Here is a 25,045-nt window from a genome sequence, read left to right on the forward strand (position 1 = left end):
CCCCTCCCCTCCAGGGGAGGGGTTGGGGTGGGGACTGAACTGGGACCGAACGCGGCGTGGGAGGCGGCGCTTAGCGTCAAAGCGCGTTCTGGAATCCCTCCACCCCCAAACCCCTCCTCCGAGGAGGAGGGGCGTAAGAAGAGAAGCGCTACAGCAGCCCCAGCCCGGCCAGCTCGCCCATCAGCGAGGGCGGCAGCTCGTCCGCGCCGCCCTCCAGATCGCCGAGATCCGGCGGCGCATCGGCGGCTTCCAGATAGCGCCACCCCTGGTGCGCCCGTTTGGGCCGCGCCTGAACCAACACCAGCCTGGGCTCCAGCAGGATCGCGGTGCGGCCGCCCTCGGCCTCGCCGAAGCCGAGGATCGGCGAGCGGCCGACCAGCTGGTGCTTGAGGATCCAGAACAGCGAGCCGCCAACGATTTCCTCGTGGCGCTTCGGCAGATAGCGCGTGGTCAACGCGACGCCGCCGAGGGGGGCGCGTGCCTCCAGCCTGGATCGCAGGAAATCGACGCTGTCGCAGGCAAAGGCGACCTTGGTGAGATGCAGTGGCACGTGCCCGATTTGGGCAATCGCATGCCCGCGATCAAGTCAGCCGCCCAGCCCCACGAGCGTCGCCAGGCCGAGAAACGAGAAGAAGCCCATCACATCGGTCATCATCGTCACGAACACCGCCGAAGACACCGCCGGATCGACGCGGAGCCGATCGAGCGTGACCGGAATCAGCACGCCGGAAAGCCCCGCGATCAGATTGTTGATCACCATCGCCAGCGCGATCACCCCCGCCAGCCAGGGAATGCCATAGATCAGCATCGTCCCCGTGCCGATCGCCAGGCCCAGTGCGATTCCGTTGGCGGCAGCGATGCGCAGCTCGCGCAGGATCATGCGCAGCGTGTTCGACTCGGTAAGCTGGTTGGTCGCGATCGCGCGGACCACCACTGCCAGCGTCTGGGTCCCTGCATTGCCGCCCATGCCCGAGACGATCGGCATCAGCACCGCGAGCAGCGCGAACTTGGCGATCTCGCCCTGGAACAGCCCGACGACCGACGCGGCGAGGATCGCGGTGCCCAGGTTGACGAACAGCCAGGTCAGCCGCGTCCGCACCGTCAGCAGCACCGGCTCGTTGATGTCGCCCTCGCCCGCGCCGGACAGGCGGAGGATGTCCTCCCCGGCTTCCTGCGAGATGATGTGGACGATGTCGTCCACCGTGATCATGCCGACCAGCCGCCCGCTCAGGTCCACCACGGCGGCGGAGATCAGCGCATATTTCTGGAAGCGCAGCGCCACTTCCTCCTGGTCCATGTCAACCGGGATCAGCGTCTGCTCGCGCTTCATCACGTCGCCGATGGTGATCCCGCGCGGGGTGCGCAGGATCCAGGAAAGCTCGCAGGTGCCGATCGGCTTGTGCGAGGGATCGACGACGAAGATTTCCCAAAAGTCCGTGGTCAGCTCGTCGTTGCCGCGCAGATAGTCGAGCACGTCGCCGACGGTCCAATGCTCGGGCACCGCGATCAGCTCGCGCTGCATCAGTCGGCCGGCGGATTCCTCCGGATAGGACAGTGCCTCCTCGATCGCGGCACGATCGTCGGGGTCGAGCGCGCGGAGCACTTCGCGCTGGTCCTCGACGTCCATGTCCTCGATGATCGCGACGGCGTCGTCGGTATCGAGCTCGGCGGCGAGGTCCGCGACCTGGTGCGGCTCGAGCGCGTCGACCAGCGCCTCGCGAACCCAATCGTTCATCTCGGCGAGCACGTCGCCGTCGATCAGGTCGGAAATGGCGGTGACCACATCGGCGCGCTGCTCCGAAGGAACCAGCTCGATCAGGTCGGCGATGTCGGCGGGGTGGAGGGGCGCAACCAGCATGTGCGCGGCCTCGGCGTCGCCCTCGTCGACCGCTTCCAGCACCGCGTTGACGAATTCGGGCTTCAGCCGGTCGTCCTCGTCCAGCTGGCTCTCCGGCGCCGCGGCGTCGTCGTGCAGTTCGGTCTCGCTCATGTCCGACCTCTCACGCTGCGGCCCCGTTCAAGGCGCGCTGCCATCCCCGGCCCCGATTTGCAAGTCGGCAGCGCACCCCTTAGGGCATCGAACCAGTTTCTGCAGAGAGGTGCCCAATGGCCGAACCCACCACGCTCGTACTCACGCTCGACACTGGCGATGTCCGCATTCGCCTTCGCCCCGATCTCGCGCCCAACCATGTCGCACGCATCGCCAGCCTCGCCGACGAAGGCTTTTATGACGGCGTGGTCTTCCACCGCGTGATCGACGGCTTCATGGCGCAGGGCGGCGATCCCTCTGGCACCGGCATGGGCGGTTCCGAGAAGCCGGACCTGGCCCAGGAATTCTCGAAGGAGCGCCACGCGCGCGGCGTCTGCTCGATGGCGCGTACCAACAACCCGAACAGCGCCAACTCGCAGTTCTTCATTTGTCTTGACGATGCCAGCTTCCTCGACGGCCAGTACACGGTCTGGGGCGAAGTCGTTGAAGGCATGGAGCATGTCGACGCGCTGCCCAAGGGCGAGCCGCCCGCGAACCCGGGCAAGATCGTCAAGGCCCGCACCGAGGCTTGATGCCGCTGGACCCTCTCCCTGCCGGGGAGAGGGAAGTACCCGCCGCCGCAGGCGGTGGGAGGGAGAGGGGCAGCCGCGCGGCCCCTCTCCGCTTCACCGGATAGTAAGCCCGCCACACTACGGCTCTGCACTCCATCCGGATAACGCGCCATGTTGCAACCAATTCGCAATCGCATTAATCCCTAAAAGGGTGGATTTCGCGCGCGCGCTGTGCTTAGGCGGGCGCGATCCTTTCCCCGTTCCCTTGAAAAGGCGGACTGCTCCCATGAACATCCACGAATATCAGGCCAAGGAACTGCTCGCGAAGTACGGCGTGCCCGTGCCGGCCGGCTTTGCCGCGATGAGCGTCGAAGAGGCCGTCGAAGCCTCGAAGAAGCTGCCTGGGCCGCTCTATGTCGTGAAGGCGCAGATCCATGCCGGCGGCCGCGGCAAGGGCAAGTTCAAGGAACTGCCGGCCGAAGCCAAGGGCGGCGTCCGCCTCGCCAAGACCGAGGACGAAGTCCGTCACGCCGCAACCGAGATGCTCGGCAACACGCTGGTGACGATCCAGACCGGCGCTGCCGGCAAGCAGGTCAACCGCCTGTACGTGACCGACGGCGTCGACATCGCCAAGGAATTCTACCTCGCGCTGCTGGTCGATCGCGCCACCGGCCGAGTCGCGTTCGTCGTCTCGACCGAAGGCGGCATGGACATCGAAACCGTCGCGCATGACACGCCGGAGAAGATCCACACCTTCGACGTCGATCCCGCGACCGGCTTCATGCCGCACCATGGCCGCGCCGTCGCCAATGCGCTCGGCCTCGAAGGCGATCTCGCCAAGCAGGCGCAGAGCCTGGCCGGCAAGGTGTATGATGCGTTCCTCGGCACCGACGCCTCGCAGATCGAGATCAACCCGCTCGCGGTCACCGAAGACAACAAGCTGATGGTGCTCGACGCCAAGGTCGGCTTTGATTCGAACTCGATGTTCCGTCACAAGGACCTGATGGAACTGCGCGACGAGACCGAAGAGGATCCGATGGAGCTCGAGGCGTCGAAGTACGACCTCGCCTATATCAAGCTCGACGGCGACATCGGCTGCATGGTCAACGGCGCCGGCCTGGCGATGGCGACGATGGACATCATCAAGCTGAACGGCATGTTCCCGGCCAACTTCCTCGACGTCGGCGGCGGCGCGAACAAGGAGAAGGTCACTGCGGCGTTCAAGATCATCCTGAGCGATCCCGCCGTGAAAGGCATCCTGGTCAACATCTTCGGCGGCATCATGCGCTGCGACATCATCGCCGAGGGCATCGTTGCGGCTGCCAAGGAAGTGAACCTGTCGGTGCCGCTGGTCGTCCGCCTCGAGGGCACCAACGTCCAGCAGGGCAAGGACATCCTGGCCAATTCGGGCCTGCCGATCGTCGCCGCCAACGATCTGGGCGACGCTGCCCAGAAGATCGTGGCGGAGGTGAAGAACGCGGCGTGAGCGACGCGGCCGCCTCGACTGTGAAGACGGTCGAAGGCGGCTGCCGCTGCGGCCGCGTGCGGTTCCGGGTGGCGGGCGATGCGCTCGTCACCATGGCCTGCCACTGCACCGGCTGCCAGCGCATGACCGCCAGCGCCTATTCGCTGAGCGGCCTCTACCCGGCGGAACGCTTCGCAGTGATCGAAGGCGCGCCGGTGCTCGGCGGCCTGCACGGCCCCACCCGGCATTTCCACTGCGGCCATTGCAAGAGCTGGCTGTTCACCCGACCCGAGGGTCTCGACGCGTTCGTGAACATCCGCACGACGATGCTCGATACGCCGATGTCCGCCGCGCCTCTCTTCGAGACCTGGACCGAGGAAGCGCTGCCCTGGGCGCAGACTGGCGCTTCGTACAGCTTCCCAAAATTTCCACCCGAGGAATCCTTCGGCACGCTGGTGCAGGCGTACGCCGAATCACTTGCGAGCGGTTGACGTTCGCGTAAACGTAACCCAATTGTTAGGGGGAGAGCCCCGGCAGACAGGAAGGATGCGATGAAGGTCTTGGTGCCGGTCAAGCGTGTGCTTGACTATAACGTGAAGCCCCGCGTCAAAGCGGACGGGACGGGCGTCGATCTGGCGAACGTCAAGATGAGCATGAACCCCTTCGACGAGATCGCGATCGAGGAAGCGGTACGGCTGAAGGAGAAGGGCGCGGCGACCGAGATCGTCGTCGTCACGATCGGCGTCGCCAAGGCGGAGACCGATGTGCTGCTCACCGCGCGCGCCATGGGTGCCGATCGCGGCATCCTGATCCAGACCGATGACGAGGTCGAGCCGCTGGCGGTCGCCAAGCTGCTCGCCAAGGTCGCGGAGGAAGAACAGCCCGGGCTGATCATCCTCGGCAAGCAGGCGATCGACGACGATTCGAACCAGACCGGCCAGATGCTCGCCGCACTGCTCGGCTGGGCGCAGGGCACCTTCGCCTCGAAGGTCGAGATCGCGGGCGACCGCGTGAAGGTCACCCGCGAGATCGACGGCGGCCTCGAGACCGTGGACCTCAAGCTGCCGGCGATCGTCACCACCGATCTCCGCCTCAACGAGCCGCGCTATGCGACGCTGCCGAACATCATGAAGGCGAAGACCAAGCCGGTCGCGAAGAAGACCGTGGCGGACTACGGCGTCGACGTCACCCCGCGCCTCAAGACGCTGAAGGTCGTAGAGCCGGCCAAGCGCCAGGCGGGCATCAAGGTGGGTTCGGTCGACGAACTGGTCGAGAAGCTCAAGGGCATGGGAGTCGCGTGATGAAGACGCTGGTTTGGGTCGAACACGACAATCAGAGCGTCAAGGACGCGACGCTCTCCACCGTCACCGCGGCGGCGAAGCTGGGGGAGGTGCACCTGCTCGTCGCCGGCAAGGGCGTTTCGGCCGTGGCTGAAGCCGCCGCGCAGATCGCCGGCGTGGGCAAGGTCCATGTCGCCGACGATGCGGCCTATGAGCATTTCCTCGCCGAGAATGTCGCGCCGCTCGTCGTCCAGCTGATGGATACCCATGACGCGGTGCTGTTCCCGGCGACCACCACGGGCAAGAACGTGGCGCCGCGCGTCGCCGCCGCGCTGGACGTGATGCAGCTGTCGGACATCCTTTCGGTCGAGGGTCCGGACACCTTCACCCGCCCGATCTATGCCGGCAACGCGATCGCCACCGTGCAGACCAGCGACAAGAAGCTGGTGATCACCGTGCGCGGCACCGCCTTCGACAAGACGGCGGCAACCGGCGGCAGCGGCACGGTGGAAGCGGTTGCGGCAGCCGGCGACACGGGTCTGTCGACCTTTGCCGGCTCGGAGATCGCGACGTCGGAGCGTCCGGAACTGACCAGCGCCAAGATCATCGTCTCGGGCGGTCGCGCGCTCGGCTCGTCGGAGCAGTTCCACGCGCTGATCGATCCGCTGGCCGACAAGCTGGGGGCTGCCGTCGGCGCCAGCCGCGCGGCGGTGGACGCAGGCTATGCGCCCAACGACTATCAGGTCGGCCAGACCGGCAAGATCGTGGCGCCCATGGTCTATGTCGCGGTCGGCATCTCGGGTGCGATCCAGCACCTTGCCGGCATGAAGGATTCGAAGACGATCGTCGCGATCAACAAGGACGAGGACGCCCCGATCTTCCAGGTAGCGGACATCGGCCTGGTCGGCGATCTGTTCACGCTGGTGCCGGAGCTGACCGAAAAGCTTTGAGGCGCATGTGACGTTCGATTTCGAACGCGATGGGGCGGCGCACCTTGCCGGTGCGGCCGCCCCTTTTCTTGACCGCCTGCATGCTCTGGCGGCATCGCTGCCCCCAAACAAGGCCGGGCTGCGGCTGCACGGCGTATCAGCGCTGGCCGAGTTGCTGGCAGCCGATGCGTTGGGCGCGGCAGCGGTCGACCGGCTCGGCGCCGCCACCCGCCCCGTCCGGGCCATCCTGTTCGACAAGAGCCATGCGGCCAACTGGGCGCTCGGCTGGCACCAGGACCGCACCATCGCAGTTCGCGAGCGGGTCGATGCGCCCGGCTACGGCCGATGGTCGACCAAACAGGGCCTGCTCCATGTCGAGCCGCCCTTCGCATTGTTCCAGTCCATGGTGACGCTGCGCATCCATCTTGATGCCGTGCCGGCGGAGAATGCGCCGCTGCTGATCGCGCCCGGCTCGCACCGGCTGGGGCGTGTGCCGGAGGCGGAGATCGGCGCGGCGGTGGCGCGCTGCGGCACCGCCGCCTGCCTGGCGGCGGCGGGCGATGTCTGGATCTACAGCACGCCTATTCTGCATGCCTCCGCTGCAAGTGCCGGGCGTGCGCACCGCCGGGTGCTGCAGGTCGACTATACGCGTGCGAACCTGCCCGCGGGTCTGGAATGGTTAGGCCTTTGAACGAGAAGGCCCGCCGGCAAGGAGGGTCGCCGGCGGGCCGGGCCTCGCCCAAAGGGGGGAGCGCGCGAGGCCCTCGACAGCGTCAGGGCATGAGGACGCTGTCGATCACGTGAATCACGCCGTTCGACTGATTTACGTCGGCCATGGTGATCTTGGCCTTGCCGCCCTTGGCGTCCTGAATCATCCAGCCGCCGCTCGGGCCCTTCATGATCGTGATCGGCTCACCCTCGACGGTGGTGAGCGTCGCCTTGCCGCCATGCGCCTTGGCATTGGCGGCAATGTCGGCGGCGCTCATCTTGCCGGCGACGACATGATAGGTGAGGATCTTGGTCAGCGTCGCCTTGTTCTCGGGCTTCACCAGCGTATCGACGGTGCCGGCGGGAAGCTTGCCGAAGGCCGCGTTGGTCGGTGCGAAGACGGTGAAGGGCCCCGGGCCGGACAGCGTGTCGACCAGTCCGGCAGCCTTCACCGCGGCGACCAGCGTGGTGTGGTCCTTCGAGTTCACCGCATTCTCGACGATGTTCTTCGTCGGATACATCGCGGCACCGCCGACCATCGGATAATTCTGCACGGCGGCAACGGCGCCGGTGGCGAGCAGCGCGGCACCGACGATTCCGGTGACCGAGGCGAGACGAGTCTTGCGCATCTTCTAGCTTCCTCTTGCTACGCACCCCTCTTTGCGGAGATGCGCCGGAGCTACGGGGCGCCTCACGCCCCGGATGCAGCAACTCTTAAAGAATCGTAATTTTTCCTGCCGCGACCGGAGCGCTGCCGGGCGCGGCATGCGGCGCGGTCGCTGCATCTTCCATCGTCACCGCCAGTGTCGCACCCTCGGCAAGCAGCGCACGGGTGGCGGGGGCGACCGCCATGTCGCGGCTGCCCCGGGCGGCGACCAGGCCCAGCGACACCGGCTTGCCACCCGCCGGAATCACCCAGAGTTCGGGCGCGCGCCGACTGGCCGGCAGCGCCTCGGTTCGGACGTGCAGCACCCCCTGATCGGCATTGTAGCGGGCCGCGAAGGCGGCGCCTTCGGTGCCGGTGATCTGCGCGACCACCACCGGCTGCGGCGGCAGCACCACCGGTTCCGGCACCGGCCGGGTAAGGACGATCGCGAGCAGCACGGCCGCGGCCGCTCCCGCAGCGATCGCCGTCGCGCGCCAGCGCCGCAGGCCGACCACGATGCGCTGATCCACTCCCGGCAGCCGCGCCTCGATACGCTGCCACAAGCCTGCCGAAAAAGGCGCATCCGTTCCGACCAGCGCGAGCGGCGCGAAATCGCGTACCCAGCGCTCCACCGCCGCGGCGAAGGCGGGCTCCGCGAGCTGCCGGCGGCGCGCGATTGCCAGGTCTTCGCCGTCCAGCAGACCCAGCGCCAGTTCGGCGGCGAGCGCCACCTCTTCCTCCTCGGGCCGCAACGGATCAGCCATCGCCGAGGCACCCCCGGAGTTGCAGCAGCCCGCGCCGGATCCAGCTCTTCATCGTGCCCAGCGGCACTGCCGCCGTCTGGGCGAGCTCGACATAGGTGCGCCCTTGGAAGAACGCCGCGCGGATCGCCCCGCGCGGCTTCTCGTCCAGCGCCTCCAGACAATCGAAGATGCGTGCCTGCGTCTGCCCCGCCTCCAGCAACGCCTCGGCAGAGGGGCGGCCATCGGGCAGATCCAGCGCGGCCTCAACCGGCGCCGTCTCCCCCAGCCCGCGCGCGCGGCGCCAGTCGATCGCGGTGTTGCGCGCAATGGTGCACAGCCAGGTGATTGGGCTGGCGCGCGACGCATCGAAGCGCCCTGCCCTGTCCCACACCTTCAGATACACTTCCTGCATCACATCCTCTGCGGCCTCGCGGTCCTGGCAGATACGCAAGCAGACGCCCATCAGCTTCGCCGCCGTCAGATCATAGACGATTTTGAGCGCGGCACGATTTCCGGCCGCCACATCGGCAAGCGCCCGGACCAGCCGGGCACGCGCGCCGTCGCCGGCCGAAGGGGTGGGAGCAACCACGCGCCTAGCTGTAGCCGTAAATCCGGCGGGAGCAAGCCGGCAGCGGCAATGCTGGACGCAGGGGCCGCCCAGCCGCTACGCCGTGGCGGGAAAAACGGGGTAGGAAGATGCCGGTGGTGGGTGCGAATTGGGTGCGTACGATGGCGCTGCCGGTGGTGGTGGTCGGGCTGGCGGTCCTCTGCCTGCGCGTGTTCCTGCCGTTCCTCGACGAGATCCTGTGGAGCATGGTCGGCACGATCCTGTTTCACCCGGTGCAGCGCTGGTACCTCGCCCGCAACCCCGGCCAGCCGAACCGCGCCGCGCTGGTCGCCCTGACGGCGATGTCGCTCACCCTGCTGCTGCCGATGGCGCTGCTGACGGTCGTCGCGATCGACCAGATCTCCAATTTCGGCGAGAGCGTCGCCAGCGGCCGGTTCAATCCGGCCGCGGCGCTCGGCGGGCTGTTCGCGCATTTGCCGGACAGCGTGCGCGGCCTGCTGGCGCGCGCCGGGATGGGCGACCTTGCCGCGATACAGACGAAGCTGGTCGCCGGGCTGGGGCGCGGCCTCCCCAGCTTCGCCAACCAGGCGCTTGCCGTGGGCGGCGGGCTGATGAACCTGCTGCTGTCGGTGACGGTGATCCTCTATCTTGGCTTCTTCTTCCTGCGCGACGGCGAGAAGCTGGTGCGGCGTTTCGCGGTGCTGGCCCCGATCGACGCGGGCTATCAGACGCTGATCGCCTCCACCTTCGTCACCGTCGTGCGGGCGACGGTGAAGGGCGGAATCGTCGTCGCGCTGGCGCAGGGCGCGGTCGGTGCGGTGGTGATGGCGGTGCTGGGCGTGCAGAGCTGGCTGCTGCTCGGCATCGTGATGGCAGTGGCGGCGCTGCTGCCCGCAGTGGGCACTGGGCTGGTCTGGGTGCCGGTGGCGCTCTATCTCCTCGCCACCGGCCAGACGGTGCAGGGCATCGCGCTGATCCTGTGCGGCCTGTTCGTGATCGGCATGGTCGACAACATCCTGCGCCCGATCCTGATCGGATCGGAGACCAAGATGCCCGATTTCATCGTGCTGCTCTCCACGCTGGGCGGAATCGAGGCGTTCGGCTTCGGGGGTCTGCTGGTGGGGCCGCTGGTGGCGGCGCTGGCACAGGCAGTGTTCACCCGCCTGCTTGATCGCCCGCCGGCGGTGACCAGGGCAGCGCCCCACTGAGCGCGCTTGCGTCCGGCGCAGCGACGATTGCAGCGAAGCATTGTTGACGCTGCACCGCAGCAAACCCATTTGGCCGCCGTGCACGCCCCCCTTCCCAGCTCCGCCGCCCGCTCGCCCGGGCTGGTCCATTTCGCGCTCGCCATGGGCGGCTTCGCGATCGGCACCACCGAATTTGCGACGATGAGCCTGGTGCCCTATTTCTCCCAGGGCCTGGGCATCGACGAGCCGACCGCCGGCCATGTGATCAGCGCCTATGCGCTGGGCGTGGTGGTCGGCGCGCCGCTGCTCGCGGTGGCCGCGGCGAAATGGTCGCGCCGGGCGCTGCTGATCGCGCTGATGGCGAGCTTCGCGCTGTTCAACGGGCTGAGCGCGCTGGCGCCGACCTACCACTGGATGCTGCTGTTCCGCTTCCTCAGCGGGCTGCCCCACGGCGCCTATTTCGGCATCGCCGCGCTCGTCGCCGCGTCGCTGGTGCCGTACGACCAGCGTTCGCAGGCGGTGGGCCGGGTGATGCTGGGGCTGGCGGTTTCCACCGTGCTGGGCGTCCCCGCCGCCAACTGGCTGGGCCAGGCGGTGGGCTGGCGGTGGGGCTTCGCGGTGGTCGCGGCGCTGGCGCTGCTCACCGTCGCGCTCGTCGTGTGGCTGGCGCCGAGAGACCGCCCGGAACAGGGCGCGAGCCCGCTGCGCGAGCTGAGCGCGCTGGCGAACGGGCAGGTGTGGCTCACCCTGGGGGTGAGCGCGATCGGCTTTGGCGGGCTGTTCTGCGTCTATACCTATGTAGCCTCGACGCTGATGCACGTCACCGGCACGCCGCCCTGGGCGGTGCCGCTGGTGCTGGCGGTCTTCGGCCTGGGGATGATCGCCGGCAACATCGTTGTCCCCCGCTTCGCCGATCGCGCGCTGATGCCTACTGGGGCTGCGCTGCTGATCGCCAGCGCCGTTGCGCTCGCGCTCTATCCGTTGGCGGCGCATTCGCTGGTCTGGATCGCGATCGACGTGTTCGCGATCGGGTTTGCCGGCGCGCTCGGCCCGGTCCTCCAGACCCGGCTGATGGACGTGGCGGGCGACGCGCAGGCGCTGGCCGCCGCGCTCAACCACTCCGCCTTCAACACCGCCAATGCGCTCGGCCCCTGGCTGGGGGGCCTCGCGATCGCCGCAGGTTATGGCTGGACTTCGACCGGCTGGGTCGGCGCGCTGCTGGCGCTGGGCGGCCTGGCGATCCTCGGCCTCGCCGTGCTGGTCGACCGCAGGACCGCGTAACCGACCAGCGCCGATAGGATCGACCCGACGAGCACGCCGATCTTCACCTCGTCGACCAGCAACGCGTTGCCCGGGAAGGCAAGGCCGCCGATGAACAGGCTCATCGTGAAGCCGATGCCGGCGAGCATCGCCGCACCATAGACCTGCGGCCAGCTGGCATAGGCCGGGCGGCAGGCGAAGCCGGTGCGGTCCGCGATCCAGATGCTGCCGAAAATGCCGATCTGCTTGCCGAAGAACAGGCCGGCGGCGATCGCCAGCGGCAGCGGCTCGAGCAGCACGCTCGCGCTGAACCCGCCCAGCGACACGCCGGCATTGGCGAAGCCGAACACCGGGACGATGAAGAAGGCGGAGATCGGGTGCAGCGCGTGCTCCAGCCGGTGGAGCGGCGAATCCGCCGCGTCGGGCGCACCGGGCGTCTTGCGGATCGGCACCATCATCGCCGCGAGTACGCCCGCCACGGTGGCATGCACGCCCGACAGGAACACGAAATACCAAAGCAGCGCGGCGAGCAGCAGATATACCCAAAGCCGGTGCACGCCGCTGCGATTGAGCACATACATCACCGCCATCACCAAGGCGCCGAGTCCCAGTGCCAGCGAATTGATGCTGTCGGTATAGGCAACGGCGATCACCGCCACCGCGCCCATATCGTCGACGATCGCCACCGTGGTCAGGAACAGCTTGAGAGAGGCGGGCGCGCGCTTGCCGAGGATCGCCAGCACGCCGATCGCGAAGGCGATATCGGTCGCGGCGGGGATCGCCCAGCCCCTGGTCAGCCCGGGAACGCCGCTGGTGATCGCCAGATAGATGACCGCCGGCACCACCATGCCCGCCGCCGCCGCCACGACCGGCAGCCGGCGATGCTGCCAGCTGGCCAGCCGCCCGTCGACGAACTCGCGCTTGATCTCCAGTCCCACCATCAGGAAGAACACGGCCATCAGCGCGTCGTTGATCCACAGATGCACCGTCATCGGCCCGTAGATCGGGCTGATCACCGGCCCGGTCTCCAGGTGGAGCAGGTGGAAATATTGCTCCGAGACGCCCGACAGATTGGCCAGCAGCATCGCCAGCGCCGCCGCCGCGATCAGCACGATGCCGCCGGCAGCCTCGCTCTTCAGAAATGCGCGAAGTGCCGATGCCGGCCGTTTGCGGAGTACCGCGGTCATGTCGTCTCCCTTGTTGACCCGTGCCTCAGGCGGCGCGCGCCAGCGCCTCCGCGATCAGCTTGCGGCTGTTGGCGATGCCGTACAGCGCGATGAAGCTGCCCATGCGCGGCCCCTGTTCGGAGCCGAGCAGCGTCTCGTACAGTGCCTTGAACCAGTCGCGCAAATTCTCGAAACCGCCGGTCTTGCCGATCTCGTAGACCTGGTCCTGGATCGCCTCGGCGGTCGCGTCCGCCGGCAGCGCGGCGAGTTCGGCGTCGAGCCGCTGGAGTGCCGCGATCTCCACACCCACCGGCGCACGCTTGTTGAGCGTAGGCGCAACGAAATCGCGGGCATAGGCGAGTGCATAGCCGATCAGACGGTCGAGCGCCGGATAGGTTTCGGGGCTCGCGTCCGGGACATAATTCGTAAGATAGCCCCAGACCTGTTCCTTGCTCGCCTCGCCCATGACGCCGACGAGATTCAGCAGCAGCCCGAAGGTAACCGGCAGCGTCTCCGCCGGCGGCTCGCCATTGTGGATGTGGTGGACCGGGTTGCCGAGCTTCTGCTCGATCGGCTGCGCGGCATAATTGCCGCGGAACTGCCAATATTCGTCGATCGCGCGCGGGATCACGCCGAGGTGGAGCTGCTTGGCCTTTTTCGGCTCGCGATAGGCGTAGAAGGCGATGCTCTCCTCGGGGCCATAGGTCAGCCACTGCTCGAGGCTGAGGCCATTGCCCTTGGATTTGGAGATCTTCTCGCCCTTCTCGTCGAGGAACATTTCATAGTTGAAGCCCTCGGGCGGGCGGCCGCCGAGCACGCGCGCGATCTTGCCCGACTGGGTGACCGAATCGATCAGGTCCTTGCCCGCCATCTCGTAATCGACGTCGAGTGCGACCCAGCGCATCGCCCAGTCGACCTTCCACTGGAGCTTGGCCTTGCCGCCGAGCACCGACTGGACGATCCGCTCGCCTGCATCCTCGAAGGCGATGAGGCCGGCCTCGGCATCGACCACCTCGACCGGCACCTGCAGCACGATGCCCGACTTGGGGCTGATCGGCAGCACCGGCGAATAGGTCGCCTGACGCTCGGCACGCAGCGTCGGCAGCATCACGTCCATGATGCCCTGATAGTGGCGCAGCACGCCCTTCAGCGCGTCGTCGAAGCGGCCGCCGGTATAATAGTCGGTCGAGGAGGCGAATTCATATTCGAAGCCGAACTGGTCCAGGAATTCGCGGAGCCGCGCATTGTTGTGGTGTGCGAAGCTCTCATATTTCTCGAACGGATCGGGCACCTGGGTCAGCGGCTTGCCGAGATGTTCGCGCAGCATGTCCTGGTTGGGCACGTTGTCCGGCACCTTGCGCAGGCCATCCATGTCGTCGCTGAACGCGATCAAGCGGGTCGGCACGTCGCACAGGCTCTCGAAGGCGCGGCGGACCATGGTGGTGCGCAGCACTTCGTTGAACGTGCCGATATGCGGCAGGCCCGAGGGACCGTAGCCGGTCTCGAACAGCACATGGCCTTTCTCCGGCGCGCCGCCGCTTGCGATCTGCGGATAGCGTTTGAGCAGCTTGCGTGCCTCTTCATAGGGCCAGGCCTTGGAGACGAGCGCGGCTGCGCGGAGTTCGGGGGATACGGTGCTCATGGTCCGGCGCGTGTAGCGAAGACTCGTCGGCGGAACCAGAGGCCCCTCCGTCCTTGCGCTATCGGGAACAGCGCCCCGCAACGGGGCACCGACCCGCCATTTCTGCTACGATCGCGCTTGCGTATCGCACCCTTTGTCGCACAATTCGGCGTCGGCAGAGCCTAGGTCCTCTGGCGGCAAGCAATTGCCCGCCGGAAAGGCGGGTCTGGGGGAATATGGAATGCGACTGATATTGATGGCCCTGCTGGCCGGGATGACGGCTGCCTGCTCGGGGGGCGGCGCCTCTACACCTGCACCCACACCGACGCCCACGCCGACGCCGACGCCGACGCTGGAGGTGACGCTCACCCCCTCGGCGACGAGCCAGACTGCGGCGGAGAGCAATTTCGCGGCGAGTTTCACGCTTAATGCGAGCTTCACCGGGACGAGTTCGGCCCCGGTGGTACCGGATCTGCAGTTCGATCCAGCGGTCCTGATCCAGGATGGCCCGGTGGTGCAAACCGGCAATGTCTTTGCCTACAAGTTCAAGACGCTGACCGGACTGCAGCCGAAGCGCTATTCGAGCACCATCAGCTTCCGGCTATGCCGCGAGACGGCGTGCACGACGGTGTATCCGGGATCGAGCAAGACCTTCGTCTATGCGCTGAATGTCGATCTGCTCGACTGGACCACCCTGCAGCGCAACGCGTCACATGACGGCTATGTGCATGCGGCGTTCGATCCGGCAGTCTTCACCAACAGCTGGGAATGGGCGCCCGCCAGCACAACCGGCATCCAGCCCGTCGCTGCGAAGAAGGGGTTCGTCTTCGCCACGCGGAATACCTCGAACGGCGAGACCGTCGTGCACGCGGTCGACGGCGCTACGGGTACGGAGCGCTGGCAATTCTCACTCGGCAATGTCAGCAGCGCCAGCGGTCCTGCCCTGGTCGGTAATCGCCTGGCTGTGAGCAGCATGTTCATCTCTTCGGGGAACAACCAGATCAAGATCCTGGATCCTGACAAGGGGACCTTCGCCACCAACCTGCTGTTCGCGGCGCAGTGGTCGACGTTCGCGCAGCCGACGGGCGTCGGCAACGAGCTTTACCTGGCTTCCGGCTATTACGGGAACGTCGTCTATAGCTACGACCTCGCCGCCTTGACCGATCGCTGGAACGCCAATGGCAGCGGTGGTCATACCTGGGATGGCGAGACGGTCGCGATCGACGACAAATACGCCTATTACTACTCGGGGAATCTCGACGTGTTCGATCGAGCGAGCGGCGCGCTGGTGAAGAGCATCGCCGACCCGAGTTGGGTCTGGAACGGCTATTCCTATTTCGGCTCGCCCATCGTGAGTTCGCCGAACAATGTGATTGCCTATTCGGGCACGCGGGTCCCCAGCTACAACCTCTCGCTGCCGCTGACGAGCTTCGACATTGCGGCAGGCACCGTTCGCTGGCGGAGCGCGCGCTCCTACAGCAATCTTCCGGCGGTCGCGAAGGGCGTGCTCTATGCGGGCAGCAATTCGAACGGGCAGTTGGATGCGCTGAACGAACAGACGGGCGCAGTGCTGTGGTCGTGGCCGCTGCCGGCCGGGGAAAGCTTCGTCGGCAATGTCCTCGTCACCGATACGCTGCTGTTCTTCAGCACGACCGCCAAGACCTACGCGATCGCGCTGGAAGGTGCGCACGATGTGAAATGGACCGCGCCGGTAAGCGGCTGGTTGGCGATCACACCGGATGCCAAGCTGGTCGTGACGTCCTCGAGCAAGATCGCTACCTATTCGCTGCAGTGATCCGGCGCCGGGAGGCACCCGTCGCGGTGCCTCCCGGCTAGGCTCTCAAAGCCCGAGGCCTACCGCGCTCCAATAGGTCAGCCCCGCCGCGACATAGGCGAGCGCGAACAAATAGCCGATCATGAAGGCCGGCCATTTCCAGCCATTGGTCTCGCGTCGCGTCACCGCGATGGTCGAAATACACTGCGGCGCGAACACGAACCACATCAGGAAGGCGAGCGCGCTCGGCAGGCTCCAATGCTTCTGGAGCTGTTCGCGGATCGACTCCTCGCCCGCTGCGTCATCGGGATTGTCGATCGCATAGACGGTGCCGATCGCCGCCACCGCCACTTCGCGCGCGGCCATCGCCGGGATCAGCGCCAGCGCCATGTCGCGGTTGAAGCCAATCGGCGCGACGATCGTCTGCAAGCCGGTGCCGATCCGCCCGGCGATCGAATAATCGACATTGGAGATGCCGCTGCCCTCGGGTGGCTTGGGGAAGCTCAACAGCGCCCAGAGGATCACCGTCGTGTAGAGGATGATCGTGCCGGCGCGCTTGAGGAAGATCAGCGCGCGCTGCCAGAGCCCGAGCAGCACGTCGCGTGCGCTCGGCCACTGATATTTGGGCATCTCCATCATGAAGCCCGACGTCGCGCCCTTGGTGACGGTCCGCCGCAGCACCAGCGCGACGACGAAGGCGCCGAGGATGCCGAGGATGTAGAGGACGAACAGCACCAGCCCCTGCAGCCCCACACCCGGCAGCACCGCCCGATCGGGGATCAGCGCGCCGATGATGATCGTGTAGACCGGCAGGCGTGCCGAACAGGTCATCAGCGGCGCGATCAGGATCGTGGTCAGCCGGTCCTTCTCGTCGGAAATGGTGCGCGTCGCCATGATCCCCGGCACCGCGCAGGCGAAGCTGGAGAGCAGCGGGATGAAGGCACGGCCGGACAGCCCCACGCTCGCCATCACCCGGTCCATCAGGAAGGCGGCGCGGACCATATAGCCGGTCGCCTCCAGCACCAGGATGAAGGCGAACAGGATCAGGATCTGCGGCAGGAACACCACCACCGCGCCCACACCGGCGATTACCCCATCGACGATCAACGAGCGGAACACGCCGTCCGGCAGCGCGGCTCCCACTTCGCCGCCCAGCCATTTCATCCCGTCCTCGATCCAGCCGATCGGGACTTCGGACCAGGCGAACACCGCCTGGAACATCAGGAACATCGTGCCGAGCAGTATCAGCGGCCCGGCCACGGGATGGAGGAACAGCGCGTCGAGCCGGTGCGTCCAGCGGCGCGCAGCGGTTTCCGAGACGGTGACGGCGGTGGCGATCTGGCGGGCGCGGCGCTGGAGCAGGACGATGTCGTGCTGCACCCCGGCCGAGGGGCGGACCTTGGTCACGCCCTTGACCATCTCGCCCATCCGCTCCTTGAGCGCATCGAGCCCGCGCCGGCGCACCGCGACGGTCGAGACCACGGGCACCCCGAGTTCGCGCTCAAGCGCTTCCGGGTCGAGCTTGAGGCCGTCCCGCTCGGCGAGATCGACCATGTTCAGCGCCACCACGATCGGCAGGCCCAGCGCGATCAGCTGCAGCGTGAAGCGGAGATGGTTGTCGAGGTTCGACGCATCGACGACCGTCAGGATCGCGTCGGGCAGGCGTTCGCCCTGCTGGCGGCCGAGCAGCACGTCGCGCGTCACCTGTTCGTCGGGGCTGCCGGGATCGAGGCTGTAGGCGCCGGGCAGGTCGACCAGCTCGATCGGGCGACCGTCGGGCAGCGCCATCCGCCCCGCATGGCGCTCCACCGTGACGCCGGGATAATTGCCCACCTTCTGCCGCGCGCCGGTCAGCGCATTGAACAGCGCGCTCTTGCCGGCATTGGGATTGCCGACCAGCGCAACCAATGGCGTAGTGTTCATGCGTGCCTGGCCAGCGGCGTCACGTGAATCGCGGCGGCTACATGGCGGCGGAGCGCCACGGTCATGCGGCCGATCCGGCAGGCAAGGGGACCACCGAACAGGCCGGAGCGGTGGAGCAGCTCCACCTCCACGCCTTCGTCGAGACCCAGTTCGCGCAGGCGCCGCGCCTCGGGTTCGGCGAGGCTGTTCCAATCGACTCCGGCCACGGTAGCGGGGGCATGGCGATGCAACTGGGCAAGGCGTACAGGCACGGGAATCGCGGCGGGGGCGTTCATGCTGCGAGTGATTATCAATTACCCGGGGCAATGGCTAGGTCGAAAACGCCCTTGAATGCGGCGCGGCGGACTTGGAGTCCGCCGCGCCGGCGGATCACTGATAGCCGCCCTCTTGCTCGCGCTCTTCGGCGGCTTCTTCCTGCGCTTCTTCCATCGCTTCGGATTCGTCGTCCTGCGGCTGCTGCGGTTCGGGATCGTGGATCATGCGGGCCTCCTTGGGTTGCCCGGGATCAACGAAGCGCCTGGCCAAAGGGTTCGCCGCTCAGCCGAGCCGGCGGATGAACGCCTGGGCACCCGCCGGCGCGCGGACCTTGCCGCCATGGATGAAGAAGACGAAGGTTTCGCGGGGGCGGGCTGGCGCGGGCGCGTCGGCAAAGGTCGGCAGCCCTGCCGGCTGACCGCCCGCCGCCCAAGTCTTGGCGGCGTCCACCCAGCGCGGCAGATCGGCCTCCGGGTAGCAGAACGGATTGTCGTCCTCGCCCGCTTCCAGCCGCGCATAGACGAAGTCGCCGCTGACATCGGCGATGCCCGGATATTGGGGCGAATCGGCGAAGACGATTCCCACCCCCGCCGCCCGGCACAGCGCGACGAACGCGGGCGTCTGGAAGCTTTCGTGCCGTACCTGCACCGCGTGGCGCAGCTTCACGCCGTCCTGTTCGGCCGGCAGCAGCTTGAGGAACGCGCCGAAATCCTCCGCGTCGAACTTCTTGGTCGCCATGAACTGCCAGAAGATCGGCCCCAGCTTGTCGCCCAGTTCGGTCAGCCCCTGGCCGCAGAAGCGCGCGATCGAATCGCCTGCTTCGGCGAGCACCTTGCGGTTGGTGACGAAGCGCGATCCCTTTACCGTATAGACGAAGCCTTCCGGCGCCGCCGCTGCCCAGCCGGCGAAGCTCGCGGGCTTGAAGGTGGAATAATAGGTGCCGTTGATCTCGATCGCGGTGAGCGCGGCGGCGGCATATTCCAGTTCGCGCTTCTGCGGCAGCTTGTCCGGATAGAAGGTGCCGCGCCAGGGCTCGAAGGTCCAGCCGCCGATGCCGACGCGGATGGGGGCGGGGGAATCGGACATCGGCTGCTCCTACGACGATGGCGCGACTCGCCATTTTCCATGGCCTTAGTATCGTGGGTATCGATGCCGCGAAACCTGAGCCCCGCCACTGACCAGCGCCTCGCCGACCAGGCCTATTCGCGCATCGTCGAGATTATTCTCGAAGGCCTGAGCCTCGGCGACCGACTGCCCTCCGAATCGCGGCTGGCCGAAAGCTTCGGCATGTCCCGTACGGTAGTGCGCGAAGCGCTGGTGCGGCTGGCTGCGGACGGCATTACCGAAGCGCGGCGCGGGGCGGGTTCCTACGTCATGCGTCGCCCGTCGCTGCGGCTGGGCGAACACATGGCGTTCGATGAACTGTCTGCGACGCTCGGCACCTATGAGGTGCGGTTCGTGCTCGAATCGGAAGCCGCCCGGCTGGCCGCGCGCCGACGCTCGCCCGAGCAACTGGCGGAGATCGAATCGGCGATGGTTGATCTGCGGAAGGCGTTGCTCTCCAGCGATCCGGCGCATGACGAAGATTGGCAGCTGCACCGCGCGATCTTCCGCGCCACCGCCAACCCCGCGTTCGAGAAGGCGTTCGAGCATCTGCACGAGGAAACGATGCGGATCATGCGCGCCGGCGTCGACATTGCCCGCCTCCGCGAAGCGGAGCCCATCGCCGCCATGGTGCGCGAGCACGAGACGATCGTGCAAGCGATCCGCGCACAGGACGCGGACGGCGCGGCGCTGGCGATGCGCTGGCACCTGTCGGAAGGTCGGAAGCGACTGATGCCGTGACCAGAACCTCGGCTATCGCTTTCGACCTGAACTAGATCTTCCCGCTTGCGGCGAATAGCGGGTCATGAAGCGTGGCACCGCGCAACAGCGGCAACGCGTCGTCATACGGTCGAGCTCCCAAGCGACGCAAGGAAGCAGATAGTGCCCGGTTCAAAACGGGGATCGCCTTGCCCGACAGACCGGCCGCCGCTTCCCTTCAGCGGACAGGGAACCCGGCAAACGACGTGCGCCTGATGCCGCGGGTTCCTGCGCATCCGGAACGTTCTAGCAAAGGAAAGGCACCAATTCGTCTTCGTCAAGAACGGCCGCCAAGCCGTTTATCCGCTTTTGGGAGAGGAAAGATCGCACCCCGACGTCAGCGGCCCTGACTTCCGCAACGGTCTACGATCGCTCGTCGTTGGCCTCGAGCGACGGGGCGTCCGCGACGCGCTCAAAGGCGCACATTCGCTGCGCTCTGGGATGGTTCCAGTCGCCGATATAGCGCAGCCGCCAGGGCAAGTCGCCAATAGCGAACGAAAGGTCGCGGACCGTATAGTGATACGGATCCCGAACATCATAGGTAACCTTGCCGCCCGGCTCGTGGCGGAGCGGCTGATCGGACGGCATGCCCTGAGGAAGCTCGAAGAATGTGGCAAAGAAAGTGCCGCCCGGCCTCATCTTTGGCGCGGTCCGAACCAGGCACTGTCGAATCCGATTGAAGGTCAGGTGCGTGAACACCGACTGCGCGATTGCGAAATCGAAGATCGCATCCGGCCAGGGAAGGTCAAAGGAATCGGTACAGGTCAGGTTATCGCGCGGCAGCTTGGCCTGGATGCCGGCTTCCGCCAACTCGATGTCATAGCCGGCATCGAGGAACGCCTGGTTTAGATCCGAGCCATAATAATTGCCAGGCTCCAGATAGTTCACGAAATGAACGCCGCCGCGCAGCGATCCGCACCCGATATCAAGCAGCTTGTGTTCGGGCTTGAGGCCTTCAGAAACGAGAAACTCGAACTGAAGCGACCCGATGGCATCCCATTGATCGCCGATCAGCTGGCGATGCAGGCCGGCTCGCACGCCATCCCGATTGCGCTCCAGATCGAAATAGGAATTTTCCAACGTCGTCGCCTCCCAAGCCATCCGCGCTGACCTATATCAGCCGCGCGAGAGCGAGCAAGCGACGCGCCGTGTGCGGCTCGAACGATCCACCAACGACTGGCCGGCATTTCCCGACATGTGGAAGAGACGCAGTCGCCGTTCGGCGACTGGAGCGGGCGAAGGGATTCGAACCCTCGACCCCAACCTTGGCAAGGTTGTGCTCTACCCCTGAGCTACGCCCGCTCTGGCGTCGTGGCCGGGAGCGTTTCGAAGCGCTCTCGGCGGGTGAGGCGGGCCAACTAACAGCGGCTTTCATACTGCGCAACCCCCCTTTTGCACTTTTTGGAAAAGACTTGGCGGTTGGGCCGCGAGCGCCCAAATAGGAGGCGATCCGCCCGAGCACCCATCCGAGGCGCCGGCACCCGCAGACCGCTGAAGGAGCGCATTTTGGCCACGCTTGGTTTGAGCCCCGCCGACAAACAGGCGGTCGACGCCTTCCGCAAGGACATCGTCGAGCCGTCGATGTCCAAGCTCGTCATCCTCGATTTCTGGGCGGAATGGTGCGGTCCCTGCAAGGCGCTGGGCCCGGTGATCGAGAAGGTTACCGACGAATATGCCCCCAAGGGCGTGATGCTGGCCAAGATCGACGTCGACAAGAACAACTTCATCGCCAGCCAATTCCAGGTCCGCTCGATCCCAACGGTCTATGCGATGTTCCAGGGCCAGCTGGTCGCCGACCTGACCAGCGCGCGCACCGAATCGCAGCTGCGCACGATGCTCGACCAGATCCTCCGCCAGCTGCCGATCGGCGGCGAAGAGGCCGACGCCGAGGCCGAGCTCGAGCCGCTGATCGCGATGGGCGAGCAGGTGCTGGCCGATGGCGATGCCGAGCGCGCGCTGTCGATCTTCGACCAGATCGCCGAGATTGCGCCCGACCATGCGGTGGTCGTCGCCGGCCGGGTTCGTGCGCTGATCGCGCTGAGCCGCCACGACGAGGCACAGGCCGCGCTCGATGCGATCGAGGGCGATGCCGCCAAGGCGCCCGAAGTGGAACGTGCCCGCGCCGCGCTGAGCCTTGCCCGCGAGGCGCAGCCGGTCGGCGATCTGGCCGGTCTTGCCGCCCGCGCGGCTGCGAACCCCGAGGACATGGACGCGCGCTACGAGCTCGCCGGCGGCCAGATGGCGGCGGGCGACCGCGAAGGCGCGGCCGCGACGCTGCTCGCCATGGTGCGCGATGATCGCGCCTGGAACGAGGGCGCGGCGCGCCAGCGGCTGCTCAAGCTGTTCGAGGTCGTGGGTCTTGAAGACCCCTGGGTCGCCGCCCAGCGCCGCAAGCTGTCGCAGATCCTGTTCGGATGAAGACGACGCGGCTCTCGGTGTTTCCGCTGGCGGGTGCGCTGCTGTTCCCCCGCATGCACCTGCCGCTCCACATCTTCGAGCCGCGCTACCGCGCGATGGTCTCCGAGGCTCTCGCGCGGGATCGGCGCATCGGCATGGTCCAGCCGCGCGACGATAAGGACCCGCCGACGCTGTTCGATGTCGGCTGCGTCGGCCGGATCGCCGATGTCGAGGCGCTCGACGACGGGCGCTACAACATCGTGCTGGAGGGGCTGAGCCGCTTCACCATCGTCCGCGAGCTGGAGCTGGGCACGCCGTTCCGCCAGGTCGAGGCCGCGCTGGAAGCGGCGGGCGACTCGGAATCGCTGTCGCTGGCGGGGCGCGCCTCGATCGAGATGGAGTCGCGCCGCTTCGCCGATGGCCTGGGTTATATGGTCGATTGGGAGGCGGTCACCCGGCTCGACGACGAATCGCTGGTCAACGGCATCGCCCAGATCGCACCGTTCGATGCCGCGTCGAAGCAGGCGCTGCTCGAGGCGCCGTCGCTGGCGGACCGCGCCGAGCTGATCGTCCAGCTGATGCAATTCTTCGGCCGGCACGGCGAGGACAGCGCAACCCTGCAGTGATCTGCCCAATTTTTGAGCAGATGCGCGTCGCAAAATTCACCAGTTCGTAATAATTGACCGCCGAAAACGCACATCCCCTCTGTGCGTTCCATTTGGCACGCCCCTTGCGAAGTTGCTCACCGGGACAACCGCCAGAGGGGGCGACATGAAGCTCATCATCGCCATCATCAAACCCTTCAAGCTCGACGAGGTGCGCGAGGCGCTCACCACCGTGGGGGTGACGGGGATGACCGTCACCGAAGTGAAGGGCTTCGGCCGCCAGAAGGGCCAGACCGAGATCTATCGCGGCGCCGAGTACAGCACGAACATGGTGCCGAAGATCAAGATCGAGGTCGCCGTCGGCAGCGATCTGGCCGACCGCGCCGTGGAGGCGATCCAGGCGGCGGCGAGCACCGGCGCGATCGGTGACGGCAAGATCTTCGTCCTCGACATGGGCCAGGCCGTACGCATCCGCACCGGCGAGACCGACGAGACGGCGCTGTGAGCAAGGGGGTAGCAATGAAGCAAGGATGGAAGACCGCCGGGCTCGCGCTCGGCGCGGCCGCGCTGGTCGCGGCGATGCCCGCCTGGGCGCAGACCGCACTGATCAAGGCGCCCGACGCCGCCCAGCAGGCGACGATGGTCAACAAGGGCGACACCAGCTGGATGCTGATCTCCTCGGCGCTGGTGCTGATGATGTCGGTGCCGGCGCTGGCGCTGTTCTATGGCGGCCTGGTCCGCACCAAGAACATGCTCTCGGTGCTGATGCAGGTGTTCATGATCGTCTCGGTCGCCTCGCTGGTCTGGGTGAGCTGGGGCTATTCGATCGCGTTCACCAGCGGCGGCGACAACCACTTCTTCGGCGGGCTCTCCAAGGCGTTCCTGGTGGGCGTGAGCGCGAGCACCTATGCCGCGACCTTCTCGAACAACGTCTACATCCCCGAATTCGCCTTCGTCTGCTTCCAGATGACCTTCGCCTGCATCACGCCGGCGCTGATCGTCGGTGCCTTTGCGGAGCGCGTGAAGTTCACGCCGCTGATCATCTTCACCGTGCTGTGGATGACGCTGGCCTATTTCCCGATTGCGCACATGGTCTGGTACTGGGCGGGCCCCGACTTCCTCGTCGATGCGCCGACCGACTATGGCTATCTCTGGGGCCTGGGCGCGCTCGATTTCGCCGGCGGCACCGTCGTCCACATCAATGCGGGCATTGCCGGCCTGGTCGGCTGTCTCGTGATCGGCAAGCGCGTGGGCTTCAAGAGCGAGCCGATGCCGCCGCACTCACTGACCATGACCATGATCGGCGCCTCGCTGCTGTGGGTGGGCTGGTTCGGCTTCAACGCCGGTTCCAACCTCGAATCGAACGGCGTGACCGCGGTGGCCTTCATCAACACCTTCGTCGCCACCGCTGCCGCGGCGGTGAGCTGGGCGGTGATCGAGCAGGTCGTGCACAAGAAGCCGTCGCTGCTGGGCGGGGTGACCGGTGCGGTCGCCGGCCTCGTCGCGATCACCCCGGCCTCGGGTTTCGCCGCGCCGATGACCTCGATCCTGCTCGGCCTGATCGTCTCGCCGATCTGCTTCTTCTTCGTCACCACGGTGAAGAACAAGCTGAAATATGACGACTCGCTCGACGTGTTCGGCGTCCACTGCGTGGGCGGCATCATCGGCGCGCTCGGCACCGCGATCGTCGCCGACCCGGCGCTCGGCGGGCAGGGCGTGATCGACTACACCCAGTTCCCGGCGGTTCCGGCCGCCAGCTACAGCATCGCTACCCAGCTGCTCGTGCAGCTGAAGGCGGTGGGCATCACCCTGGTCTGGTCGGGCGCGGTGTCGGCGGTCCTCTTCTACGGCCTCAAGCTCACCATGGGTATCCGCCCCTCGAAGGAAGTCGAAGTCGAAGGGCTCGACATCAACGAGCATGGCGAGCGCGCCTATAATTACTGACAAGTTCGGGCGTCGCGCAGCCTCTCCTGGCGCGGCGCCCCACCGAGGTTCCTCCTGCGGACGACTGGGCTGGTGGGCAACCACCAGCCCATTTTTTGTGCTTGGGGAAGACGGGCCGAGCGCTGCAATGCGCGTTCCCCTCCCGCTTGTGGGAGGGGCTGGGGGAGGGG

At 66.7% G+C, this 25,045-nt stretch carries 25 protein-coding genes and 1 tRNA gene; 14 read left to right on the forward strand and 12 right to left on the reverse strand.

Translation table 11 applies throughout. From position 1 onward, the window contains the following. Positions 1 to 148 precede the first annotated feature (148 nt). Together S2M10_RS09300 and mgtE are read right to left on the reverse strand one after the other, a co-directional pair. The gene (locus S2M10_RS09300) at positions 149 to 550 is read right to left on the reverse strand and encodes a DUF1489 domain-containing protein (protein WP_168845787.1); all 402 of its coding nucleotides are present in this window, start codon (positions 548 to 550) and stop codon (positions 149 to 151) included. 36 nt (positions 551 to 586) lie between these two features. Further along, positions 587 to 1,990 (reverse strand): magnesium transporter, encoded by a 1,404-nt coding sequence (gene mgtE / locus S2M10_RS09305; protein WP_168845788.1) that lies wholly within the window; start codon positions 1,988 to 1,990, stop codon positions 587 to 589. Between the two features lie 116 nt (positions 1,991 to 2,106). Between mgtE and S2M10_RS09310 the strand changes: the two genes are divergently transcribed. From S2M10_RS09310 to S2M10_RS09335, 6 genes are all read left to right on the forward strand, one after another. Next, positions 2,107 to 2,562, forward strand: coding sequence for a peptidylprolyl isomerase (locus S2M10_RS09310; protein WP_168845789.1), 456 nt, complete (start codon positions 2,107 to 2,109; stop codon positions 2,560 to 2,562). 265 nt (positions 2,563 to 2,827) lie between these two features. Beyond that, positions 2,828 to 4,027, forward strand: coding sequence for an ADP-forming succinate--CoA ligase subunit beta (gene sucC / locus S2M10_RS09315; protein ID WP_168845790.1), 1,200 nt, complete (start codon positions 2,828 to 2,830; stop codon positions 4,025 to 4,027). Continuing rightward, positions 4,024 to 4,497 (forward strand): GFA family protein, encoded by a 474-nt coding sequence (locus S2M10_RS09320; protein WP_348770561.1) that lies wholly within the window; start codon positions 4,024 to 4,026, stop codon positions 4,495 to 4,497. The genes sucC and S2M10_RS09320 overlap by 4 nt, the downstream gene beginning before the upstream one ends. Before the next feature lie 60 nt (positions 4,498 to 4,557). Continuing rightward, entirely contained in the window at positions 4,558 to 5,307 is a 750-nt protein-coding gene (locus S2M10_RS09325) for an electron transfer flavoprotein subunit beta/FixA family protein (protein WP_168845791.1), read from the forward strand. Beyond that, on the forward strand, positions 5,307 to 6,236 hold the full coding sequence (locus S2M10_RS09330; protein ID WP_168845792.1) for an electron transfer flavoprotein subunit alpha/FixB family protein: 930 nt from the start codon (positions 5,307 to 5,309) through the stop codon (positions 6,234 to 6,236). The genes S2M10_RS09325 and S2M10_RS09330 overlap by 1 nt, the downstream gene beginning before the upstream one ends. A gap of 7 nt (positions 6,237 to 6,243) precedes the next feature. Further along, complete coding sequence (locus S2M10_RS09335) at positions 6,244 to 6,906, forward strand: phytanoyl-CoA dioxygenase family protein (protein WP_168845793.1); 663 nt, start codon at positions 6,244 to 6,246, stop codon at positions 6,904 to 6,906. Between the two features lie 82 nt (positions 6,907 to 6,988). On the opposite strand, the gene S2M10_RS09340 is transcribed toward S2M10_RS09335, so the two are convergent. The 3 genes from S2M10_RS09340 to S2M10_RS09350 all read right to left on the reverse strand — a co-directional run bounded on the left by S2M10_RS09340 (position 6,989) and on the right by S2M10_RS09350 (position 8,901). Further along, positions 6,989 to 7,552: a fasciclin domain-containing protein gene (locus S2M10_RS09340; protein ID WP_168845794.1), complete on the reverse strand. Its 564-nt coding sequence runs from the start codon at positions 7,550 to 7,552 to the stop codon at positions 6,989 to 6,991. Positions 7,553 to 7,637: 85 nt separating this feature from the next. After that, positions 7,638 to 8,333 (reverse strand): anti-sigma factor, encoded by a 696-nt coding sequence (locus S2M10_RS09345; protein WP_168845795.1) that lies wholly within the window; start codon positions 8,331 to 8,333, stop codon positions 7,638 to 7,640. Next, the gene (locus S2M10_RS09350) at positions 8,326 to 8,901 is read right to left on the reverse strand and encodes a sigma-70 family RNA polymerase sigma factor (protein WP_168845796.1); all 576 of its coding nucleotides are present in this window, start codon (positions 8,899 to 8,901) and stop codon (positions 8,326 to 8,328) included. Before S2M10_RS09350 ends, S2M10_RS09345 begins: the two co-directional genes overlap by 8 nt. 107 nt (positions 8,902 to 9,008) lie before the next feature. Here S2M10_RS09350 and S2M10_RS09355 point away from each other — a divergent pair, with 107 nt between their 5' ends. Both S2M10_RS09355 and S2M10_RS09360 read left to right on the forward strand, forming a co-directional pair. Continuing rightward, positions 9,009 to 10,088: an AI-2E family transporter gene (locus S2M10_RS09355; RefSeq protein ID WP_247650721.1), complete on the forward strand. Its 1,080-nt coding sequence runs from the start codon at positions 9,009 to 9,011 to the stop codon at positions 10,086 to 10,088. Between the two features lie 141 nt (positions 10,089 to 10,229). Further along, a complete protein-coding gene (locus S2M10_RS09360) occupies positions 10,230 to 11,348 on the forward strand; it encodes an MFS transporter (protein WP_168845859.1) in 1,119 nt (372 codons plus the stop codon). Here the strand turns inward: S2M10_RS09360 and nhaA are convergent. Both nhaA and S2M10_RS09370 read right to left on the reverse strand, forming a co-directional pair. Continuing rightward, the gene (nhaA, locus tag S2M10_RS09365) at positions 11,249 to 12,514 is read right to left on the reverse strand and encodes a Na+/H+ antiporter NhaA (RefSeq protein WP_168845797.1); all 1,266 of its coding nucleotides are present in this window, start codon (positions 12,512 to 12,514) and stop codon (positions 11,249 to 11,251) included. The genes S2M10_RS09360 and nhaA overlap by 100 nt on opposite strands. Positions 12,515 to 12,539: 25 nt before the next feature. Beyond that, entirely contained in the window at positions 12,540 to 14,135 is a 1,596-nt protein-coding gene (locus S2M10_RS09370) for a lysine--tRNA ligase (RefSeq protein ID WP_168845798.1), read from the reverse strand. 220 nt (positions 14,136 to 14,355) lie between these two features. Between S2M10_RS09370 and S2M10_RS09375 the strand changes: the two genes are divergently transcribed. Further along, the gene (locus tag S2M10_RS09375) at positions 14,356 to 15,909 is read left to right on the forward strand and encodes a PQQ-binding-like beta-propeller repeat protein (RefSeq protein WP_168845799.1); all 1,554 of its coding nucleotides are present in this window, start codon (positions 14,356 to 14,358) and stop codon (positions 15,907 to 15,909) included. Positions 15,910 to 15,954: 45 nt separating this feature from the next. Here S2M10_RS09375 and S2M10_RS09380 read toward each other — a convergent pair whose 3' ends face one another. From S2M10_RS09380 to S2M10_RS09390, 3 genes are all read right to left on the reverse strand, one after another. Beyond that, positions 15,955 to 17,811: a ferrous iron transporter B gene (locus S2M10_RS09380; protein WP_168845800.1), complete on the reverse strand. Its 1,857-nt coding sequence runs from the start codon at positions 17,809 to 17,811 to the stop codon at positions 15,955 to 15,957. Next, positions 17,808 to 18,086 (reverse strand): FeoA family protein, encoded by a 279-nt coding sequence (locus S2M10_RS09385; RefSeq protein ID WP_168845801.1) that lies wholly within the window; start codon positions 18,084 to 18,086, stop codon positions 17,808 to 17,810. The genes S2M10_RS09380 and S2M10_RS09385 overlap by 4 nt, the downstream gene beginning before the upstream one ends. 262 nt (positions 18,087 to 18,348) lie before the next feature. After that, positions 18,349 to 19,152: a DUF72 domain-containing protein gene (locus S2M10_RS09390; RefSeq protein ID WP_168845802.1), complete on the reverse strand. Its 804-nt coding sequence runs from the start codon at positions 19,150 to 19,152 to the stop codon at positions 18,349 to 18,351. 63 nt (positions 19,153 to 19,215) lie between these two features. Between S2M10_RS09390 and S2M10_RS09395 the strand changes: the two genes are divergently transcribed. Next, the gene (locus S2M10_RS09395) at positions 19,216 to 19,911 is read left to right on the forward strand and encodes a FadR/GntR family transcriptional regulator (protein WP_168845803.1); all 696 of its coding nucleotides are present in this window, start codon (positions 19,216 to 19,218) and stop codon (positions 19,909 to 19,911) included. Positions 19,912 to 20,292: 381 nt separating this feature from the next. Here the strand turns inward: S2M10_RS09395 and S2M10_RS09400 are convergent, their stop codons facing one another. Together S2M10_RS09400 and S2M10_RS09405 are read right to left on the reverse strand one after the other, a co-directional pair. Continuing rightward, positions 20,293 to 21,030, reverse strand: coding sequence for a class I SAM-dependent methyltransferase (locus S2M10_RS09400; RefSeq protein WP_168845804.1), 738 nt, complete (start codon positions 21,028 to 21,030; stop codon positions 20,293 to 20,295). A 126-nt stretch (positions 21,031 to 21,156) separates the two neighbouring features. Then, positions 21,157 to 21,231, reverse strand: a tRNA-Gly gene (locus tag S2M10_RS09405). A 219-nt stretch (positions 21,232 to 21,450) separates the two neighbouring features. On the opposite strand from S2M10_RS09405, the gene S2M10_RS09410 reads away from it, so the two are divergent. The 4 genes from S2M10_RS09410 (at position 21,451) to S2M10_RS09425 (ending at position 24,875) form a co-directional block, all read left to right on the forward strand. Further along, positions 21,451 to 22,347 (forward strand): tetratricopeptide repeat protein, encoded by an 897-nt coding sequence (locus S2M10_RS09410; RefSeq protein ID WP_168845860.1) that lies wholly within the window; start codon positions 21,451 to 21,453, stop codon positions 22,345 to 22,347. Beyond that, positions 22,344 to 22,952 carry an LON peptidase substrate-binding domain-containing protein gene (locus S2M10_RS09415; RefSeq protein WP_168845805.1) on the forward strand — a complete coding sequence of 203 codons (609 nt, stop codon included), beginning with the start codon at positions 22,344 to 22,346 and terminating at the stop codon, positions 22,950 to 22,952. Before S2M10_RS09410 ends, S2M10_RS09415 begins: the two co-directional genes overlap by 4 nt. A gap of 145 nt (positions 22,953 to 23,097) precedes the next feature. Next, positions 23,098 to 23,436 (forward strand): P-II family nitrogen regulator, encoded by a 339-nt coding sequence (locus S2M10_RS09420; RefSeq protein ID WP_010542740.1) that lies wholly within the window; start codon positions 23,098 to 23,100, stop codon positions 23,434 to 23,436. 14 nt (positions 23,437 to 23,450) lie between these two features. Then, positions 23,451 to 24,875: an ammonium transporter gene (locus S2M10_RS09425; protein ID WP_168845806.1), complete on the forward strand. Its 1,425-nt coding sequence runs from the start codon at positions 23,451 to 23,453 to the stop codon at positions 24,873 to 24,875. Positions 24,876 to 25,045 lie beyond the last annotated feature (170 nt).

Source organism: Sphingomonas sp. S2M10, from assembly GCF_012650175.1.
Classification (GTDB): domain Bacteria; phylum Pseudomonadota; class Alphaproteobacteria; order Sphingomonadales; family Sphingomonadaceae; genus Sphingomonas.

Coding starts and splice junctions, on each gene's coding strand:
- S2M10_RS09310 (WP_168845789.1), top strand. CDS start 2,107: ATGGCCGAACCCACCACGCTCGTACTCACGCTCGACACTGGCGATGTC.
- S2M10_RS09330 (WP_168845792.1), top strand. CDS start 5,307: ATGAAGACGCTGGTTTGGGTCGAACACGACAATCAGAGCGTCAAGGAC.
- mgtE (WP_168845788.1), bottom strand. CDS start 1,990: ATGAGCGAGACCGAACTGCACGACGACGCCGCGGCGCCGGAGAGCCAG.
- S2M10_RS09425 (WP_168845806.1), top strand. CDS start 23,451: ATGAAGCAAGGATGGAAGACCGCCGGGCTCGCGCTCGGCGCGGCCGCG.
- S2M10_RS09400 (WP_168845804.1), bottom strand. CDS start 21,030: ATGGCTTGGGAGGCGACGACGTTGGAAAATTCCTATTTCGATCTGGAG.
- S2M10_RS09415 (WP_168845805.1), top strand. CDS start 22,344: ATGAAGACGACGCGGCTCTCGGTGTTTCCGCTGGCGGGTGCGCTGCTG.
- S2M10_RS09360 (WP_168845859.1), top strand. CDS start 10,230: ATGGGCGGCTTCGCGATCGGCACCACCGAATTTGCGACGATGAGCCTG.
- nhaA (WP_168845797.1), bottom strand. CDS start 12,514: ATGACCGCGGTACTCCGCAAACGGCCGGCATCGGCACTTCGCGCATTT.
- S2M10_RS09325 (WP_168845791.1), top strand. CDS start 4,558: ATGAAGGTCTTGGTGCCGGTCAAGCGTGTGCTTGACTATAACGTGAAG.
- S2M10_RS09395 (WP_168845803.1), top strand. CDS start 19,216: ATGCCGCGAAACCTGAGCCCCGCCACTGACCAGCGCCTCGCCGACCAG.
- S2M10_RS09355 (WP_247650721.1), top strand. CDS start 9,009: ATGCCGGTGGTGGGTGCGAATTGGGTGCGTACGATGGCGCTGCCGGTG.
- S2M10_RS09385 (WP_168845801.1), bottom strand. CDS start 18,086: ATGAACGCCCCCGCCGCGATTCCCGTGCCTGTACGCCTTGCCCAGTTG.
- S2M10_RS09340 (WP_168845794.1), bottom strand. CDS start 7,552: ATGCGCAAGACTCGTCTCGCCTCGGTCACCGGAATCGTCGGTGCCGCG.
- S2M10_RS09420 (WP_010542740.1), top strand. CDS start 23,098: ATGAAGCTCATCATCGCCATCATCAAACCCTTCAAGCTCGACGAGGTG.
- S2M10_RS09380 (WP_168845800.1), bottom strand. CDS start 17,811: ATGAACACTACGCCATTGGTTGCGCTGGTCGGCAATCCCAATGCCGGC.
- S2M10_RS09370 (WP_168845798.1), bottom strand. CDS start 14,135: ATGAGCACCGTATCCCCCGAACTCCGCGCAGCCGCGCTCGTCTCCAAG.
- S2M10_RS09390 (WP_168845802.1), bottom strand. CDS start 19,152: ATGTCCGATTCCCCCGCCCCCATCCGCGTCGGCATCGGCGGCTGGACC.
- S2M10_RS09375 (WP_168845799.1), top strand. CDS start 14,356: ATGCGACTGATATTGATGGCCCTGCTGGCCGGGATGACGGCTGCCTGC.
- sucC (WP_168845790.1), top strand. CDS start 2,828: ATGAACATCCACGAATATCAGGCCAAGGAACTGCTCGCGAAGTACGGC.
- S2M10_RS09345 (WP_168845795.1), bottom strand. CDS start 8,333: ATGGCTGATCCGTTGCGGCCCGAGGAGGAAGAGGTGGCGCTCGCCGCC.